The 16,376-nt window shown below is 69.0% G+C and carries 20 protein-coding genes and 1 riboswitch; of the genes, 5 read left to right on the forward strand and 15 right to left on the reverse strand.

Going from position 1 to position 16,376, the window contains the following annotated elements; genetic code table 11:
* The first annotated feature begins 73 nt into the window (after window positions 1-73).
* Window positions 74-466 (forward strand): hypothetical protein, encoded by a 393-nt coding sequence (locus F3J18_RS19390; protein WP_166913680.1) that lies wholly within the window; start codon window positions 74-76, stop codon window positions 464-466.
* A gap of 24 nt (window positions 467-490) precedes the next feature.
* Here F3J18_RS19390 and F3J18_RS19395 read toward each other — a convergent pair whose 3' ends face one another.
* The 7 genes from F3J18_RS19395 to F3J18_RS19425 all read right to left on the reverse strand — a co-directional run bounded on the left by F3J18_RS19395 (window position 491) and on the right by F3J18_RS19425 (window position 5,411).
* The gene (locus F3J18_RS19395) at window positions 491-733 is read right to left on the reverse strand and encodes a hypothetical protein (protein WP_166913681.1); all 243 of its coding nucleotides are present in this window, start codon (window positions 731-733) and stop codon (window positions 491-493) included.
* Between the two features lie 61 nt (window positions 734-794).
* A complete protein-coding gene (locus F3J18_RS19400) occupies window positions 795-1,076 on the reverse strand; it encodes a DUF3325 family protein (protein ID WP_166913682.1) in 282 nt (93 codons plus the stop codon).
* A complete protein-coding gene (locus F3J18_RS19405; protein WP_166913683.1) occupies window positions 1,076-2,821 on the reverse strand; it encodes a PepSY-associated TM helix domain-containing protein in 1,746 nt (581 codons plus the stop codon). Before F3J18_RS19405 ends, F3J18_RS19400 begins: the two co-directional genes overlap by 1 nt.
* Entirely contained in the window at window positions 2,818-3,117 is a 300-nt protein-coding gene (locus tag F3J18_RS19410) for a DUF3649 domain-containing protein (RefSeq protein WP_166913684.1), read from the reverse strand. The genes F3J18_RS19405 and F3J18_RS19410 overlap by 4 nt, the downstream gene beginning before the upstream one ends.
* 387 nt (window positions 3,118-3,504) lie before the next feature.
* Entirely contained in the window at window positions 3,505-4,191 is a 687-nt protein-coding gene (locus tag F3J18_RS19415; RefSeq protein ID WP_025100329.1) for a DUF799 domain-containing protein, read from the reverse strand.
* Window positions 4,192-4,203: 12 nt separating this feature from the next.
* A complete protein-coding gene (locus F3J18_RS19420) occupies window positions 4,204-4,674 on the reverse strand; it encodes a DUF4810 domain-containing protein (protein ID WP_025100328.1) in 471 nt (156 codons plus the stop codon).
* A gap of 50 nt (window positions 4,675-4,724) precedes the next feature.
* Window positions 4,725-5,411, reverse strand: coding sequence for a CsgG/HfaB family protein (locus F3J18_RS19425; protein WP_025100327.1), 687 nt, complete (start codon window positions 5,409-5,411; stop codon window positions 4,725-4,727).
* 269 nt (window positions 5,412-5,680) lie between these two features.
* Between F3J18_RS19425 and F3J18_RS19430 the strand changes: the two genes are divergently transcribed.
* The 3 genes from F3J18_RS19430 to F3J18_RS19440 all read left to right on the forward strand — a co-directional run bounded on the left by F3J18_RS19430 (window position 5,681) and on the right by F3J18_RS19440 (window position 7,929).
* Window positions 5,681-5,881 (forward strand): hypothetical protein, encoded by a 201-nt coding sequence (locus F3J18_RS19430; protein ID WP_166913685.1) that lies wholly within the window; start codon window positions 5,681-5,683, stop codon window positions 5,879-5,881.
* A 198-nt stretch (window positions 5,882-6,079) separates the two neighbouring features.
* Entirely contained in the window at window positions 6,080-7,459 is a 1,380-nt protein-coding gene (locus F3J18_RS19435; RefSeq protein WP_025100326.1) for an amino acid permease, read from the forward strand.
* Between the two features lie 128 nt (window positions 7,460-7,587).
* The gene (locus F3J18_RS19440; RefSeq protein ID WP_240154672.1) at window positions 7,588-7,929 is read left to right on the forward strand and encodes a transcription initiation protein; all 342 of its coding nucleotides are present in this window, start codon (window positions 7,588-7,590) and stop codon (window positions 7,927-7,929) included.
* A gap of 113 nt (window positions 7,930-8,042) precedes the next feature.
* On the opposite strand, the gene F3J18_RS19445 is transcribed toward F3J18_RS19440, so the two are convergent.
* The 6 genes from F3J18_RS19445 to F3J18_RS19470 form a co-directional block, all read right to left on the reverse strand.
* Window positions 8,043-8,555, reverse strand: a complete 513-nt coding sequence (locus tag F3J18_RS19445) for a 6,7-dimethyl-8-ribityllumazine synthase (RefSeq protein WP_166913686.1) — start codon at window positions 8,553-8,555, stop codon at window positions 8,043-8,045.
* 70 nt (window positions 8,556-8,625) lie between these two features.
* Window positions 8,626-8,782: riboswitch (FMN riboswitch) on the reverse strand.
* Between the two features lie 92 nt (window positions 8,783-8,874).
* Window positions 8,875-9,756 carry an ABC transporter permease gene (locus F3J18_RS19450; protein WP_166913687.1) on the reverse strand — a complete coding sequence of 294 codons (882 nt, stop codon included), beginning with the start codon at window positions 9,754-9,756 and terminating at the stop codon, window positions 8,875-8,877.
* Window positions 9,753-10,685, reverse strand: a complete 933-nt coding sequence (locus F3J18_RS19455; protein WP_166913688.1) for an ABC transporter ATP-binding protein — start codon at window positions 10,683-10,685, stop codon at window positions 9,753-9,755. The genes F3J18_RS19450 and F3J18_RS19455 overlap by 4 nt, the downstream gene beginning before the upstream one ends.
* A gap of 126 nt (window positions 10,686-10,811) precedes the next feature.
* Entirely contained in the window at window positions 10,812-11,867 is a 1,056-nt protein-coding gene (locus F3J18_RS19460) for an ABC transporter substrate-binding protein (protein WP_166913689.1), read from the reverse strand.
* Window positions 11,868-11,994: 127 nt separating this feature from the next.
* A complete protein-coding gene (locus F3J18_RS19465; RefSeq protein WP_345891764.1) occupies window positions 11,995-12,834 on the reverse strand; it encodes a TauD/TfdA family dioxygenase in 840 nt (279 codons plus the stop codon).
* Between the two features lie 287 nt (window positions 12,835-13,121).
* Window positions 13,122-14,042: an NAD(P)/FAD-dependent oxidoreductase gene (locus tag F3J18_RS19470; protein WP_166913691.1), complete on the reverse strand. Its 921-nt coding sequence runs from the start codon at window positions 14,040-14,042 to the stop codon at window positions 13,122-13,124.
* 118 nt (window positions 14,043-14,160) lie between these two features.
* Here F3J18_RS19470 and F3J18_RS19475 point away from each other — a divergent pair, with 118 nt between their 5' ends.
* On the forward strand, window positions 14,161-14,607 hold the full coding sequence (locus tag F3J18_RS19475) for an Rrf2 family transcriptional regulator (RefSeq protein WP_166913692.1): 447 nt from the start codon (window positions 14,161-14,163) through the stop codon (window positions 14,605-14,607).
* Window positions 14,608-14,742: 135 nt separating this feature from the next.
* On the opposite strand, the gene F3J18_RS19480 is transcribed toward F3J18_RS19475, so the two are convergent.
* Window positions 14,743-15,738: a flagellin N-methylase gene (locus tag F3J18_RS19480; protein ID WP_345891763.1), complete on the reverse strand. Its 996-nt coding sequence runs from the start codon at window positions 15,736-15,738 to the stop codon at window positions 14,743-14,745.
* Window positions 15,739-15,746: 8 nt separating this feature from the next.
* Window positions 15,747-16,376, reverse strand: a 630-nt coding sequence (locus tag F3J18_RS19485) for a MetQ/NlpA family lipoprotein (protein WP_166913693.1), incomplete at its 5' end; no start/stop codon positions are given.

Consider the following 16,376-nt stretch of genomic DNA (forward strand, 5'->3'; position numbering starts at 1 on the left):
GCGCCGGGACCCGAGCGCGCCGCGCGGTGAATCCGTCTACACTGGCGCTCCGCTCCCGATCCCCTGCCCGCTCATGACGAATCCCCTCCTCGACGCGAAGGCGCTGCGCGCCCTGGCCGAACTCGCCGAAGCCCGGCAGGCGGCAGCCTGCGATTGCAGCAGGACGCCGCTGGAGGGCTGGCAATCGCAGCCGCTCTCGCTCGACGAAAGCCGGCTGGAGCAGGTCGGCACCTTGCGCGCCGACGACGGCGCGGAACCGTCCTACGACGAATACCTGCCCGACGGCCTGCAATACTGGTCGCCCGAGGCGCCGATCGCGCCGCGCCACTTCCCGTACAACCAGTGCGATGTCTGGGCCTGCCGCGATTGCGGGAGGCTGATGCTGCGTTATGTGGAAGGCGGCGGGTATTTCGTGGATCGGCGGATTCGCGCGGTGCGGGCGAGGTTGATCGTCGAGGCGGGCTGAGAGGGCCGGCTCGCCGGCCGGAAATCAGTCGATGGAATTGCCTCGATTCCGCCAGCGGCGAGCGCGCCGCACGTCGTGGACGGTTTTGCCGAGGTAGTACAGCAGCACGCCACCGACGCTGTTGATTATGGCTTTCGTCCCGCCATCCTCGATGTAGCTGCCGTATACGCCGCTCCAGGTCAGCACGAAATTGACCAAGAGATTGAGCGCCATGATGATCGCGATCGGCACGATGAACTCGATGAACAACCACTTCAGCCACTTCATGGCGCCCTCTCTCTTATCGACTTGTTGATTGGATGAATCCCGCGACGAGCCGGCGATCGGCTCAACGCGCCGCGCCCCGCCGCTCGCGAACGATCAGCGCCCCGATCACGATTCCGGCGGCGAGGCTCGTCACCCCGCTGTAGGTCACCAGCCCCAGCGCCCAGCCGCGCACCGCCACCGCCAGCCACAGCCCGACCAGCAAACCCAGCCAGCCAAGCCAGCGCAGCAGGCGCGTCGGCGCGGCGGCCAGCACCTTGCCGAACACGGTTTCCTGGTGCCGCTCCATGGCCAGCGCGAGGCAGGCGAAGGCGGCAAGACAAACGATCAGCATCGCGGACACCATCAGAGTCGCTCCTCGTCGGGTTTCGCGGCCGGGGCGCGCGAGCCCGCCTTGCCGGCCGCCCCGCCCTTGCCCGCGGCGCTGGCCCGGCCGCGATGGCGGCTCACGCGGATCGCCAGCAGCGCATGCAGCGCCGCGAAGGCCCACATCATCAGGTCGAAGCCGGCGAATACCCAATCGCCTTCGGCCACGCTGCGCCAGAACGGCCGCGCGGTGGTCAGCGCGTTGAGCACCGGCAGCAGCGCCAGCAAACCGGCCGCCAACCACAGCAGCTCGATCCAGGCGCGCCGCGCCGGCCGCAGCAGCGCATACAGCAGGGCCACGCCCCACACCGCGAAGAACAGCTTGATCTCGCCGTCCTGGCGATGCGGCAGGTCCAGCGGCAGCAGGCGGTTGCCCCACAGATAAGCCGTCATCGCGATCGACAGGCCGGCGATGCTGGCGATATTGAGCCGCTCGACCAGCCGGAAGCCGAAATACGGCCGCGTCGGATCCGGCAGTTGCTGGCGGCGCTTGACGGTCCACATCACCAGCCCGGTGCCGACCATCGCCGTGCCGGCCAGGCTGACGATGAAGTACAGCCAGCGCAGTTGCAGGTCGCTGAAGCGGCCCAGATGCAGCGCATAGAACACGCCGCGCGTCTCGGCCGCGCCGCCCACCCGGTCGTGCACCTCGGCCAGCTTGCCGGTGGCGCCGTCGAACACCAGGTATTGCGGGCTCGAGGACACGCGCCCGGCCTCGGCGCGCGCCACCGCCACGCGCGCGATCGCGTCGCCGGGGTTGACCACCGTCACCATGCCCACCCCGTGCTCGCCCCAGCGCGCCTGCGCGACGCGCACCATCGCGTCGACCGGCGCGAGCGGCGCCGTCCTGCCGCTCGGCGCGGCCGGCTGGATGAAGGCGCTGATCTGCGCGTTCAACGCGGCCTGCTCGCCGGGCGTCTTCATCGCGAGCTGGTTGCCCCAGGGCATGTACAGGGTCATCAGCGTGACCAGGCCCGTGTAGGTGATCATCAGGTGGAACGGCAGGCCGAACACCGACAGCACGTTGTGCGCGTCGAGCCAGGAACGCTGGCCCTTGCCCCAGCGGAAGGTGAAGAAGTCGACGAAGATCTTCTTGTGCGTGATCACGCCGCTGACGATCGCCACCAGCATGAACATCGCGCAGAAGCCGGCGATCCAGCGGCCCCAGATCGGCGACATGTAATAGAACTGGAAATGGAAGCGGTAGAAGAACTCGCCGCCCAGCGTGTCGCGCGCGGCGGTGACGCGGCCGCTGGCGGGATCGAAGGCGGCCTCGCCGAAGAAGCGCCCCTTGCCCATCTCGGCCGGCGTGAGCCGCCAGAACGCGCTCGCCACGTTGCTGCGATCGGTCGGCAGCGTGATGCCCCATTGCGTGCTTTGCGGCGCCAGCGTGGCCATGGTGCCGACCACCCGCCTGGCCACCTCGGCCGGGTCGGGCGTGTGCTGCTGGTGCGCCAGTTCGGGGCGCATCCACTGCGAGATCTCGTCCTTGAAGTAGCTGACCGTGCCGGTCAGGAACATCGCGTAGAGAATCCAGCCGCACAGCAGCCCGGCCCAGGTATGCAGGTCCGACATGCTCTGGCGCACGCCGCGCGGCTTGGGGGCGGCGCGCTTCGCGCCCGGCTTCGCTTCCGGCTTCAAGTTCGATTTCGCGCCCTGCTTTGTGTCCGGCTTCACGCCCTGGTTCGCGGCGTGTTGCGTCGTCGGGTTCGGTGCCATGCTCATCGCGCGATCACTCCCGCGCCGACGCAGGCGGCCGCCACCGCGAGCGGCAAGGCCGCCGCCAGCAGCCCCGCCCAGGCGCGGGTCGCGCTGCGCGCCAGGAACACCCAGATCACCGCGCCGGTGTAGAACGCGAAACTGGCCAGCATGCCGGTCAGCACCGCCTGGGGCGCCGCGATCGGCAAGGCCAGCGCGGCCACGCTGGCCAGCGCGCCGAGCGCGTAACCGCCGCCGATCGCGCAGACGATCCGCGACACCAGCGGCGCCAGCCGCCGCCAGCGGTCGAGGCCGGCGCTCATGCCGTCAGCGCCGCGGGCGCGGCGATCGAGGTCGGGTAAGGCTTCAACAGCTTGTCCATCCAGGTTCCGAAAGTCACGTGATACGCCGCGGCTGCCGCGAATCCTCCGAGGATTTGCGGCAGTGCGGCACGCGGACGAAGCCGCGATCATACCGCCCATTCACAGCGGTCCTTGCAGCCATGACCCGCGAGAACGGAAAACGGGACAGCCGGGGACGGGAAAATTTGTAACAGCCGTGGGAGCCGGTGCCGGCGGTGCCGTGAACGACACCGTAAACGACAAAAACCCGTCGGACGCTCCGGAAAACCGGATCCGTCCGACGGGTCGTGGCAAGGCGGCGCCACGGCGGCCCGAGCCGAAACCCGGGCCGCCCGCCGCCGCGCGGGCTCAGTCGGTGCCGTACTTCGGCGAGCGCGGCCCGTACAACAGACCGTTGGGCGGCCCGGCCGACAGCAGCTTGGCATTGGTCAGCCCGGCCACGTCGACGCTCTCGTCGGTCACCGTCTTCGCGATCTGCTTGACGGCCGCCTGGGCCAGGTTGACGAACAGGCCGACCATGCCGCCGCCCTGCATGCCACCGTGCATGCCGCCCAGCTCCTTGTCGGTGGCGCTCTGCGAACCGGTCCACAGCACGTCGCCGGTGCGCAGGTCGACCAGCTTGGCGCTCACCGAGACGACGGTGACGCTGTCGATCACCTGGTAGGTGGTGCCGTAACGGGTGACCGTCATGTAGAGCGCCGAGTCGGCGCCGAAGATCTCACGCAGCTTGGCGGGCGACACCTCGGCGATGTCGTTGGGCGTGGTCAGGCCGTTGTACTTGAAGGTCTCCTCCATCGGGCCGACCGGCACCACGTAGTAGCCCGACTCCGCCAGCGGCAGGGTGACCCGCGACAGCACGCCGAAGCTCGCCTTCACCTCGTTGGTGTTGTTGACGGGCGGCAGCACCAGGATCGACTTCGGCTGGCTGCGCTTGAAGGCCGTGTAGTCGGGGTGCTGGACGGGGCCCGCGCAGGCAGCCAGCATGGCCAGCAGCGCGACGGCCGACAGCAGCTTGATCGAAATGCGTTGCAACATGGGGAGCTCCGGTCAGTGGTTCGCGGCCTGCGCGGTGGTGTCGGGATGGGCCGCCGAAGCGGCGGCGGGCGCCGTGGCGGGCTGGACGGCCGGCTTGGGATCGGGCCCGGCATCCTTGCCGCCGGCCTTCTTCTTCATCAGGAAGTCCATGTACGAGGCGGATTCCGGGAACGAGTCCTTCTCGGCCTGGAAGGCCTGCATCGCCTGCTCGTCGTTGCCGACGGTGGCGTAGAGCACGCCCAGCTGCGCCTCGAAACCCGGCGGCGGGCGATGGCCCTGCGCGCGGATCTTCTGCAGCGACTTCTCGAGCGCGTCGATCTGCTCCTGCGGCGATTTCTCAGCCTTGAAGTAGTCGTAGACGCCGCGCTGGTAGCCGTCCCATTGGTAGAGCGGCGGCGTGCTCGGGGCGGCGCAGCCGGTCAGCAGCGCGCTGGCGGCGGCGAGCGACAGCCCGGCGCCGCGGATGAACGTGATGGTCTTCATCGTGGTCGTGTGGTCGAGGGTGAAACGCGGGATGGCCGTTTATGCACGGCTCACTTGGTGGCGCCCAGGGCGCCGGCGTCGACTTGCGCGACGAGGCGCTCGACGGCTTCCTGGATCGCCAGGTCGAGCACCTTGCCGTTGAGCGTCGAGTCGTAGCTGGCGGTGCCGCCGAAGCCGATCACCTGGCGGCTCGACAGGCTGAACTCGCCGGCGCCCTGGCTCGACAGCACCACCTCGGAGGTGGCGGTGTCGACGATGTTGAGGTTCACCTTGGCATAGGCCACCTGCTGCTTGCCGCTGCCGAGGATGCCGAACAGCTCGTGATCGCCGACTTCCTTGCGGCCGAACTCGGTCACGTCGCCGGTCACCACGTAGCGCGCGCCCTTCACGGCCTGCTGCTGTTTCAGGAAGGCCGATTCCTGGCGGATCTCGTCGAGGTTGTCGCGATCGAGCACGCTGAAGCGGCGGCTCTGCTGCAGGTGCGTGATCAGGATCGTCTTGGCCTGGCCGCCGAGGCGGTCGATGCCGTCGGAGAAGATGCCGCGCATGTAGCTGGAGCGGTTGTCGAACTTGCCGACCGAGATCGCCACCGGCTTGCCGGCGAACGGCACCTGGGCGCTCGGGGTCGGCGCCACCGGCAGGCTGCGCGAGGATTCGGTCGCGCAGGCGCCGAGGCCGAGCGCGAGCGCGGCGGCCATGGCCGCCACGCAGGCGCGGGAACGAAGGGGTTGAGTCATCGAGGGGCTCCTCATCGGTTGAAAAACATCGGTGGAACGGTTGGCCTGCGCCGGATCCGGCCGGCACGGCCGCGCGCACACGCGCGGGCCCCGGCATTGGCCGGTGCGCACGCGATTCGCGCGAATCGGATTGGGGAGGAAACGGCTTCGGCAGCGCCGCGCTGGAGGCGGCGAACTAGCCCGAGGCGCCGGCGCCGACGATCAAGGCCGGCGGCCGGGATCGGCGCGCGGCGGCATCGGCGATGCGGCACGGTATGAGGGTGTCTGCGATGGACATGCTGACGCGCGTCATTGCGCGCATCACCCCGGTTTGGCGGCTGGTCTGGTGGTTCGTCATTATCATTCTTACGAATTTTTCTCTCGTGGCGAACGGTAGCATCAAACGCGAATCATCAGGGGCCGGATGCGGGAATCTTGCAACAATTAAAGAAAATCAGAATCCTCCAATTGTTCATTCAAGTGATTTGTGAATAAGCCGATCGGCCTGATCGGCGCGCCTCGGCTTGATTCGAGCTTCCGAAAGGACGCGGCATTCTTGCTTCCCCAGCCCCTTTTTCCGCGCGCCGAGCATTGGTATGATGGTCCCCGCCCGATCCAACTTGACTAGACAACTTAGGGCGCTGCGGCCGGCCATGATGCCGGCCCGCCAATCCAATCACGGAGACACGATGAAGCACTTGCAACGCCATCTCGGCGCGCGTCACATCCGTTTTCTCGCACTCGGCTCGGCCATCGGCACGGGCCTGTTCTATGGTTCCGCTTCCGCCATCCGCCTGGCCGGCCCGGCCGTGATCCTCGCCTATATCGTCGGCGGCGCGGCGGTCTACATGGTGATGCGCGCGCTCGGCGAAATGGCGGTGCGCGAGCCGGTGGCCGGCTCCTTCGGCCAGTACGCCAGCGACAACCTCGGCCCCTTCGCGGGCTTCGTGACGGGCTGGACCTACACGCTCGAGATGGTGATCGTGGCGATCGCCGACGTGACCGCCTTCGGCATCTACATGGGCTTCTGGTTTCCGGGCGTGCCGCAATGGATCTGGGTGCTGGCGATCGTGGCCATCATCTGCGGGCTCAACCTCTGCCAGGTCAAGGTGTTCGGCGAGCTCGAATTCTGGCTGTCGATCATCAAGGTGGTGGCGATCGGCGCGATGATCGTCGGCGGCATCGCGATCCTCGCGGTCGGCATGCACCTGGGCAGCGCCGACGCGGCCGCGCCCTCGCTCGCCAATCTCTGGTCGCACGGCGGTTTCCTGCCGAACGGCTTCGGCGGGCTGGTGGCCTCGCTGTCGGTGGTGATCTTCGCCTATGGCGGCATCGAGGTGATCGGCATGAGCGCCGGCGAGGCGAAGAACCCCGAGCAGGTGATCCCGCGCGCGATCAACGCGGTGCCGGTGCGCATCCTGCTGTTCTACGTGCTGACCATGATCGTGCTGATGTCGATCTTCCCCTGGACCGGCGTGGGCACCAGCGGCAGCCCCTTCGTCGAGATCTTCTCGGCGCTCGGCGTGAAGTCGGCCGCCAGCATCCTCAACGTGGTGGTGATCAGCGCCGCCATCTCGGCGATCAACAGCGATATCTTCGGCGCGGGCCGCATGATGTACGGCATGGCCCAACAGGGCCAGGCGCCGCGCCTGCTGGCCGCCACCTCGAAACAGGGCGTGCCCTACATGACGGTGCTGGTGATGGCCGGCGCGCTGCTGGTGGGCGTGGTGCTCAACTACCTGACGCCGAAGGACGTGTTCCAGACCGTGGCGGCAATCGCCACCTTCGCGACCGTCTGGGTCTGGCTGATGATCCTGCTCTCGCAGGTGGCGATGCGGCGCCGGCTGCCGCGCGCCGAGGTCGAGGCGCTGAAGTTCCGCGTGCCGCTGTGGCCGCTCGGCCCGGCGCTGGCGATCGCCTTCATGCTGTTCGTGGTGGCGATGATCGGCTGGTTCGACGACACGCGCGTTGCGCTCTATGCCGGGATGGGCTGGCTGGTGTGGCTGTGGCTGGTCTATCAGGTGCGCCGGCGCGGAACGTCCCTGCGCTGGCGGGCCGGCGAGCGCTGAGCGGCGCTCGCGAACCACGGGCGGCCGAAAGGCCGCTTTTTCATTGGCGCTCCCGGTCGCGCAACAGGCGGGCTAAGCTGGCGACATGCGCCGCCCCATTCCCAGGCGCCCAGCCGGAGGACCGAACCATGACGAAATACCTGATTTCCTTCCCCGCGTCGGCGATGGAGATTGCCGAGCAAGACATGGCCGAAGTCGGCGAGGCGGCGCACGCGGTGATGCGCGAGGCCAGGCAGGCCGGGGTCTACGTATTCGGCGGCGGCATCAACGGGTCGATCGCGCCGCTGATGGTCGCCGCCGACGGCGCGGTCGAGAACGCGACCTATCCTCGGAGCAGCGAGCTCGACGGCGGCTTCTGCATCCTGGAACTTCCGTCGCGCGAAGCCGCCGTCCTGTGGGCCGCGAAGATCGCCCGAGCCTGCCGCTGCTCGCAAGAACTCCGCGAGTTCGGGGATGATCTGGAAAGCTGATCGGCAGCCAGGAATCGGGTCGTCGAATACGAAACGCCCGATGCCATGCATCGGGCGTTGTCGTTGCGGATTGCCGTCAGGCCCGTTCAGGAATCAACGGCCCGGGCACAGGCTCATGCGGCCTGCTTGATCGCCGTGCCTTCGGCCGCGCCGCGCAGCGCGGCGACCTTGGCCACCGTATCGGCGCAGGCGTGCGCCAGTTCCTTGCCCTTCACCACGAAGTGCTCGTGGAAGAAGCTGGTGTGCTCGTGCGAGCCGTGATGGAAATGATGCGGCGTCAGCACCGCGCTGAGCACCACCGTCTCGGTCTCGAGGCCGACCTGCATCAGGCCCGAGATCACCGCCTGCGCGACGAACTCGTGGCGGTAGATGCCGCCGTCCACCACCAGGCCGGCGCAGGCGATGGCCGCGTACTTGCCGGTCTTCGCCAGCAGCTTGGCGTGCAGCGGGATCTCGAAGGCGCCGGCCACCTCGAAGAAGTCGATCTCCGACTCGGCGATGCCCGCGGCCGCCAGCGAGGCGACGAACGAGGTCTTGCACTGGTCGACGATGTCCTTGTGCCAGCAGGACTGGATGAAGGCGATACGGCGGGGGGCAGTTTGGGAAACGGAATACGGCTGAGTCATCGACAGGTCCTGTGTTTGAGTTGAATGGGCGCACAGGGCCACACCGCACGCCTTGCGCGTGCGGCAAAAACCCCGCTCTCTCTCATCCGGACTATGACCGTCGGCCCCGGGATCGCACCGGGTCGGCAGGCATCGCGCAGGTGAGCCTGGCGCGAGCTGTTCGCGGGCTACGTGCACGAGGCACGATTACCGCCGGTGGGGAATTTCGCCCCGCCCTGAGAACGTTGCGACGCACCGAAGTGCGCCGCGGCGAAAATTTATCACAATCGCCGAAAACGCGTGCACGGCCGCCGCGACCCGCCGGCGGCCGGTTTCGCCCTCACGCGTGCCAGCGCCGGATCGACAGGCGTTCGAGCGTATCGAACACCAGATGCTCGACCAGCAGGCCGATCACGATCACCGCCGCGAGGCCGGCGAAGACGCGATCGGTGTACAGCTCGTTGCGGTTCTGGAAGATGTACCAGCCCAGGCCGCCTTGCCCCGCGCTCGCGCCGAACACCAGCTCGGCCGCGATCAGCGTGCGCCAGGCGAAGGCCCAGCCCACCCGCAGCCCCGACAGGATCGAGGGCAGCGCGGCAGGCACCAGGATCAGCCAGACGAAGCGCAGCCCGCGCAGGCCATAGTTGCGGCCCGCCATGCGCAGCGTGGCCGGCACGCCGAGGAAGCCGGTGTACATGCTCAGCGCCAGCGGCCAGAGCACCGAATGGACCAGCACGAACAGCAGGCTGCCGGTGCCGAGCCCGAACCAGAGCAGCGCGATCGGCAGCAAGGCGATCGAGGGCAGCGGATTGAACATGGCGGTCAGCATCGACAGCAGGTCGCGGCCGATGCGGGTGGACACCGCCACCGAGGTCAGCGCGAAGGCCAGCACCGCGCCGATCGCGTAGCCGCGCAGCAGCACCGACAGCGAGATGCCGGTCTTCACCAGCAGTTCGCCCGAGGCGATGCCCTCCACGAAGGCGCGCAGCGTGGCGACGAAGGTCGGCACCAGCAGGTCGTTGTCGACCACGCGCGCGACGATCTCCCAGGCCGCGATCAGCACCGCGCCGATCAACACGCGGCGCAGCGCGCTCGAGCCGAGCACGCGCGAGGCCAGCGAGGCGCGCACGCTGTCGGTGCCGGCATCGGCCGGCTCCAGCGGCAGCTCGTATTCGGGGCGGGCCGGCGCGCCGGCGCCGGGATGCGGGAATGGCGTGCTCATGCGGGTTGCTCCTGGACCGGTGCCGCATCCTCGGCCGTCGCATCGGGTGTATCGGGCGCGTCGAACAGCAGGTGATGGATGCGCGCCACGCTCTGCTGGAAATCGTCGCTGCCGATGCTGTCGAGCGCGAAACGCTCGCTGTTCAGCTCGGCGCGCACGCGGCCCGGATGCGGCGACAGCAGCAGGATGCGGTTGCCGACCACCAGCGCCTCCTCGATCGAATGCGTGACGAACAGCAGCGTGAAGCGCGCCTCGTCCCACAGCCGCAGCAGCTCCTCCTGCATCTTGCGGCGCGTGAGCGCGTCGAGCGCGGCGAAGGGTTCGTCCATCAGCAGCACGCGCGGCTGCATCGCCAGCGCGCGGGCGATCGCCACGCGCTGCTTCATGCCGCCCGACAGCGTATGCGGATAGGCGCTCGCGAACGAGGACAGGCCGACCTTGTCGAGATAGTGGCCGGCGCGTTCGCGAGCCTCGGCGCGCGACAGCCTGCGCGCCACGCGCAGCGGGAACGCGATGTTCTCGAGCACGGTCTTCCAGGGCGGAAGCTGGTCGAACTCCTGGAACACCGCGACCCGATCGGCGCCCGGGCCGTCGATGCGCCGGCCGTCGAGCGAGATGCCGCCCGAGGCCGGCTCGACGAAGCCGGCCACCGCCTTCAGCAAGGTCGACTTCCCGCAGCCGGAAGGCCCGAGCAGCACGAAGCGATCGCCGTGATCGACCTCGAAGCTCACGCGCTGGGTGGCACGCACGATGCGCTGGCCGCTGCGATATTCGAGCGTGACGCGATCGACCGACAACAGCGGCGCCTCGCCGGCTCCCGGCTCGGCAGCGGCGCCGGCCTCACCGCGCCGGGCGGCGCGCGGCGCGGCTTGCGCGTCATTTCCGGCGCGCGCGACATGCGGCGCGGACCAGGCGTTCGACAGACTCATGCTCGACCTCGACGGTGCAACGGATAAAACATCAACATACCGGCGGCGCCCGGCGATCCCAACCAATCATTGCGGCTATGCAAATGCCGGCGGCGGGTAAGCGCGATGCCGGCCGGTTCGCGCGGATCAGCTGCCGCCCTGCGTGGCGGGATCGTCGAAGAAGTAGTCGTGCACCGTCTTCGGCTCGTTGCGGATCGCGCCGACGCGATGCATGAACTGCGCGAGCCCCAGCGTGTTCTGCGGCGCGGTCTTGAACTGCACCTGCGGGTCGCGCAGGATCTTCAGCAGCAGCGCGCGATCGATCTTCGACTGGTTGACGCGGATATAGATGTCGGCCGCGCGCTCGGGATCGGCGGCGATCAGCCTGGCCGCGTCGTTCAGCGCGGCCACGAAGGCGCGATAGGTCTTCGGGTTGGCGTCGCGGAACTTCTCGGTGGCGTACAGCACGGTGGCCGAGCTCGGGCCGCCCAGCACGTCGTAGGAATTGAGCACGATGTGCGCCTTCGGATTGCCGGCCAGTTCCTGCTGCTGGAACGGCGGGTTGCCGAAATGGCCGGTGATCACGCTGCTGTTGGCGATGATGGCGGCCGCCGCGTCGGGATGCGGGATCGCCTGGGTGAGCTTGTCGAGGCGATCGTAGGACTTGTCGCCCCACTGCCTGGCGGCCGCGTACTGCAGCACGCGCGACTGCACCGACACACCCACGGCCGGCACCGCGATGCGGTCCTTGTCGGTGAAATCGGCGATGGTCTTCACGCTCGGGTTGTTGCTGACGAGGTAGTACGGCAGGTTGCCGAGCGAGGCCACGCCCTTCACGTCCTGCCGGCCGCGGGTGCGATCCCAGACCGTCAGCAGCGGCCCCACGCCGGCCCCGGCGATGTCCACCGCGCCCGACAGCAGCGCGTCGTTGACGGCCGCGCCGCCCGACAGCTTGACCCAGTCGACCTGGATGTCGAGCCCCGCCTTCTTGCCTTCCTGCTCGATCAGGTGCTGGTCGCGCGCCACGTTCAGCATCAGGTAGACGATGCCGAACTGCTCGGCGATGCGGATCCTGCCCTCGGCATGGGCCGGCACGGCGGCGCCGAAGCCGGCGACGGCCAGCGTCGCGGCCAGCAGCGAGGCGCCGGCGCGGCGCGCGGAAAAACGGGGGCGCGCGAACGCGGCGCGGAACGGAGACGACATCGGGAACCTCTTGGCGGGAAAGGAAAGCGGGAAGCGGGCGCACGACGGGCATCGCGGCGCGAAGCACGCCGCGACGACATCGATGCGAACGGCGCGGCGCTGTGCGCCGCCGGGATCGGCCAGCGCCTCAGCGCGGCGCGTCGCCCTCGATCGTGGTGCGATAGAGCTTGCGGCGCAGGTGATCGGGCGTGCCGGCCGCCAGGTGCATCAGCGAGCGGTTGTCCCAGAACACCAGGTCGTGCTCGCGCCATTGATGGCGGTACACGAACTCGTCGCGCACGCTGTGCGCGAACAGCTCGTCGAGCAGCGCGCGGCTCTCGTCCTCGGGCAGGCCGACGATGCGCGTGGTGAAGTGCTCGCTGACGAACAGCGCGCGGCGCCCCGTCTCGGGATGGGTGCGCACGATCGGATGATCGACAGCCTTCACCTGGGCGATCTGCTCGGGCGTCAGGTTCGGGCGCCACGGGCTGCGCGCCTGCAGCTCGGCATAACGCGCCAGGTAGGTATGTTCGGCGCGGCGCCCTTCCACCTCGCGCTTGAGCGGCTCGGGCAGCGCGTCCCAGGCCCGGTGCATGTTGGCGAACAGCGTGTCGCCGCCCTCGGCGGGCAGCTCCTGCGCGTGCAGCAGCGAGCCCAGGCTCGGCTTTTCCTTGTAGGACAGGTCGGAATGCCAGAAATGGCCGGCGTCGCCGAGCCCGATCGGCTGGCCGTTCTCGAGGATGTTCGAGACGATCAGCACCTCGGGATGGCCCGGCAGCGCGAACTGCGCCAGCACATGCCGCTGCAGCGGGCCGAAGCGCGCGCTGAAGGCGACGTGCTCCTCGGGCGTGATGCGCTGGTCGCGAAACACCACCACGTGATGGTCGAGGTGGGCACGGTGGATGCGGGCGAAATCGTCCTCGCCGATCGGCCGTGACAGGTCGAGGCCGACGATCTCGGCGCCGAGCGCGCCATCGAACGGCAGGATCTCGAAATGCTGGGGCGCGACCGCGTGCGCGGCCGGGGCGGATACGGGGGAAGCAACAGCGGCGGAAACGGACACGTTCGACGATTCCTGGCTAACAAAAACCAGAATCTACGACCGCGCGCGCCACAAAACAACGAAGCAAATCGGATACGAATATGAGCGGCGGTCATAACGAGGCCAGGGACGCGGCAACCGCGATCCTTGCCGCCGCCGGCATCGAATCCGACGCGATCGCGACGCGGGCAGGCGGCGAAGCCGGTCGAATTTGCCGGATCGCCACCCGGCCCTCAATGTGCTTCCGGAAAAACCAGCGAGCGATGCGCGGCCACGCCGGCCATCACGCCCGAGGCCGAGGCGAAGGTGGCATTGGTCATCGCGTTCGAGGCGTCGCCGGCGGCGAACACGCCGGGCACGCTGGTCTGCTTCATCGCGTCGACGCGCACGATCTCGCCGAACGGCGTGGTCTCGATCTCGCAGCCGAGCTGCCTGGCCAGGTCGCTGGCCATCTGCGTGCGGGTGCCGACGAACAAGGCCTTGAGCGCGAATTCGCGCCCGTCGGCCAGGCGCAGCCCGTCGAGCGCGGGGGCCGCGCCGAGCAACTCGACCACCGGGCTCGTCTCGATCCTCACGCCGCGCGCCTCGAGTTGGGCGATCTCCTCGGCGGCGGGCTCGATGGCGCCCTGCGTGAACCAGGTGGTCGGGCCCCAGTCGGACACGAGCATCGCCTGGTGGAAGGACATCGGGTGCGTGGCCAGCACGCCGAGCTGCCCCTCGCCGATCTCGTAGCCATGGCAATACGGACAATGCAGCACGCTCACGCCCCAGCGCTCGGCCAGCCCCGCCACCTCCGGCAGCTCGTCGCGCACGCCGGTGGCGAGGATCAGGCGCTCGGCCGTGACCGTGGCGCCGTCCTCGAGCGTGACCACGAAGCCGCCCTCGCCGCCCTCGTCAAGCTTCGCCCGATGCGCCTCGCCGAGCCGGATCTCGACGCTCGGATACTCGGCCAGTTGGGCGGTGGCGTCGCCGATGATGTCGGCCGGTGCGCGCCGATCCTGCCCGAAAAAGCCGTGCGAATGCGCGGCGAAGCGGTTGCGAGGCCGCCGGCCGTCGATCACGAGCACGCGACGACGCGCCCGCGCCAGTTGCATGGCGGCCGACAGGCCCGCGAAACTGCCGCCGATCACGACGACTTCATGGTGTGACTGCATGGGTCCTCCCGTTGCCGCCGACGTGGGCGGCCATTTCATGGAACATCAAGAGTTGCATGATAGGCGTGTACCATCCGTCTTGCAACTCGCCATGTTGCGTGATCGAACCCGGAGAACCATGAGAACCGATAGCCGCCTGTCACGGATGCTGCACGCGCTGATCCACATGAACCGCGCCGAGGGACCGCTGACCTCCGAGGCGATCGCCGCGATGCTCTGCACCAATGCGGTGGTGGTGCGGCGCCTGCTCGGCGGCCTGCGCGACGCGGGTTACGTGCAATCGGAAAAGGGGCATGGCGGCGGCTGGACGCTGGCGGTCTCGCTCGATGCGATCACCCTGCTCGACGTCTATCGCGCAGTGGGCGAGCCGCCGCTGTTCTCGGAGCTGGTGTCCGAGGATCACCCGCAATGCCTGGTGGAGCGCGCCGTCAACGCGCATCTGCGCGCGACGCTGGAGGAGGCCGAGGCAGCCTTGCTGGCCAAGCTGGGCCAGGTCACGCTGGGGGCGCTGGCCGGCGATTTCGAACGTGCCATGCCGGAGCACGCGCAAGGGGAACAAGGCTGAGCGACGCGTGATCCGTCGCCTACCGGGCGGGCGTGCTTGCGCCGGCCGGGTTCGATCGATCACGAACGTTTTTTTCCGTTTTCTTCGTCACGACGCTCGCCGGTCGCCGTGAATCTTGTCGAGATCGCGGGCCCGTCAGGCGAGGCCGAGCCACGCCTCCACCGCCGCGCTATCGATAGCTGGTGGCACCGGCGCGGCGCCTGTCGATGCCAACTCGCGCCGCGCCTTCTCACAGGCTTCGGCATGAGCGCGCAGTTCGCGCGTGGTGGCGCGATCCTCGGGCAAGCGCCGTTCGAGTGCCGCTTCGACCATGCTCGCGATCAGGCGGCGCTGGCAGTCGAGCGCCTCGATCGTTGCCTCGCGGCAGCGCGATGAAATTCGCGAGATCGCCAGCAAGGCGGGAACGGCGGGGATCGTCAGGTGCGCACCCGGCGGCAGTTGCGCCCAACTTCTCGCCCATTCCGGGCCGCTCGCGGTCAATTGCGCGGCGATCGCATCGCGCCAGATCGCGCGCTCCACGTCCAGCGCCTCCCGACAAGCCGCCAGCGCCGCGCCGGCCAGCACGCGCCCTGCTTCGACCAAGGGCTCGGCAGCGTCCGTCACATCGGGTTCGCCCCTCTCGCTCAAGCACCCGGCGCCGATCCATTCGGCCTGCTCGCGTCGAGCGCCCAGCACGAAAGCCTGCATGCGATCGGGCGCCAGCGGATCGAGCGGCACCGCCTCGCAGATCGCCGGCTTGCCCGCCGCATGCAGGCTGCAATGGCCGTCGTCGGACAGCGCGGGACATCGTTCGCGCGAGGCATAGTCGTGGCCGCGCAAGCTCAGCGACAACCAATCGCCGCCGGGCGCGATACGCGGATAGAGACGATCGGCCAACGCATCGTGCGCGGCGAGGTCCTCGGCATCGAGTTCGTGGCCCAGTTCGCCGAGCCGGATCCGCTCGCCGAGCCGGCGCCGCGGCACGCGCGCGATCGCGATGCTGGCGACGAAACGCTCGCGATGCCGGAACAGCTCGCGCATCGACAGCGACGGCGGGCTGTTGCAACAGCGTCCGCAGGCATGACAGGCCAGCGCGAACGAGGCGCCGCGCGGCACCAGCCGGATCGGCGCAACAGAGGATCGCGCGGGCACGCCGGGCTTCACCAGGGCCGCCGCACCGAATCCTGGTAGCGCACCAGCAGGAAGTGTGCGAGCGGTTCGGCGTGATAGGCGGCGACCAGTTCGCCGACCCAGGGCTGGCCGCGATCGGCATCGCGGATCGTCAGCACGCTCGCGTAGGGCGAGCGCGCGTCCTCGGTGCCGATGCTGTCGCGCCCCGGCTGCAGGCCGGCGCGCTGCGCGGTCTCGCGATCCATCGCCACCAGGTCGGCATGATCGAGCGCGGCATACAGCTCGCCGGCGGGCCGCTCGACCAGGCGCAGCCCGAGCCGGTTGCCGAGCACGTCGCGCCGCGTGGCATCGAGCCCGGCCGCCTCGCGCAGCCTCAGCAGGTTCTCGTTCTGCAGCAGCACCAGCGCGCGCGAGGCGCCGCGCCGGTCGGCCGGGATCGCCACGGTCGCGCCGGGACGCAACTGGCTCAGGCCTTGCAGCCGTCGCGAATAGAGCGCGAGCGGCAAGCTCACGGTGGTCGCGACGCTGCTCAGCGCGTAGCCGTGCGCGCGGCGCGTGGCCTCGAGCTGGCGCGCGTCCTCGAAGCTCGCCGCATCGAGCCGGCCGGCCGCGAGGGCCGCGTCGATGCGCGCCGGATCGTCGAAGCGCCGCACCTCGAT

It is taken from the genome of Burkholderia sp. Ax-1720 (assembly GCF_011753035.1).
Taxonomy (GTDB): Bacteria; Pseudomonadota; Gammaproteobacteria; order Burkholderiales; family Burkholderiaceae; genus Burkholderia; species Burkholderia gladioli.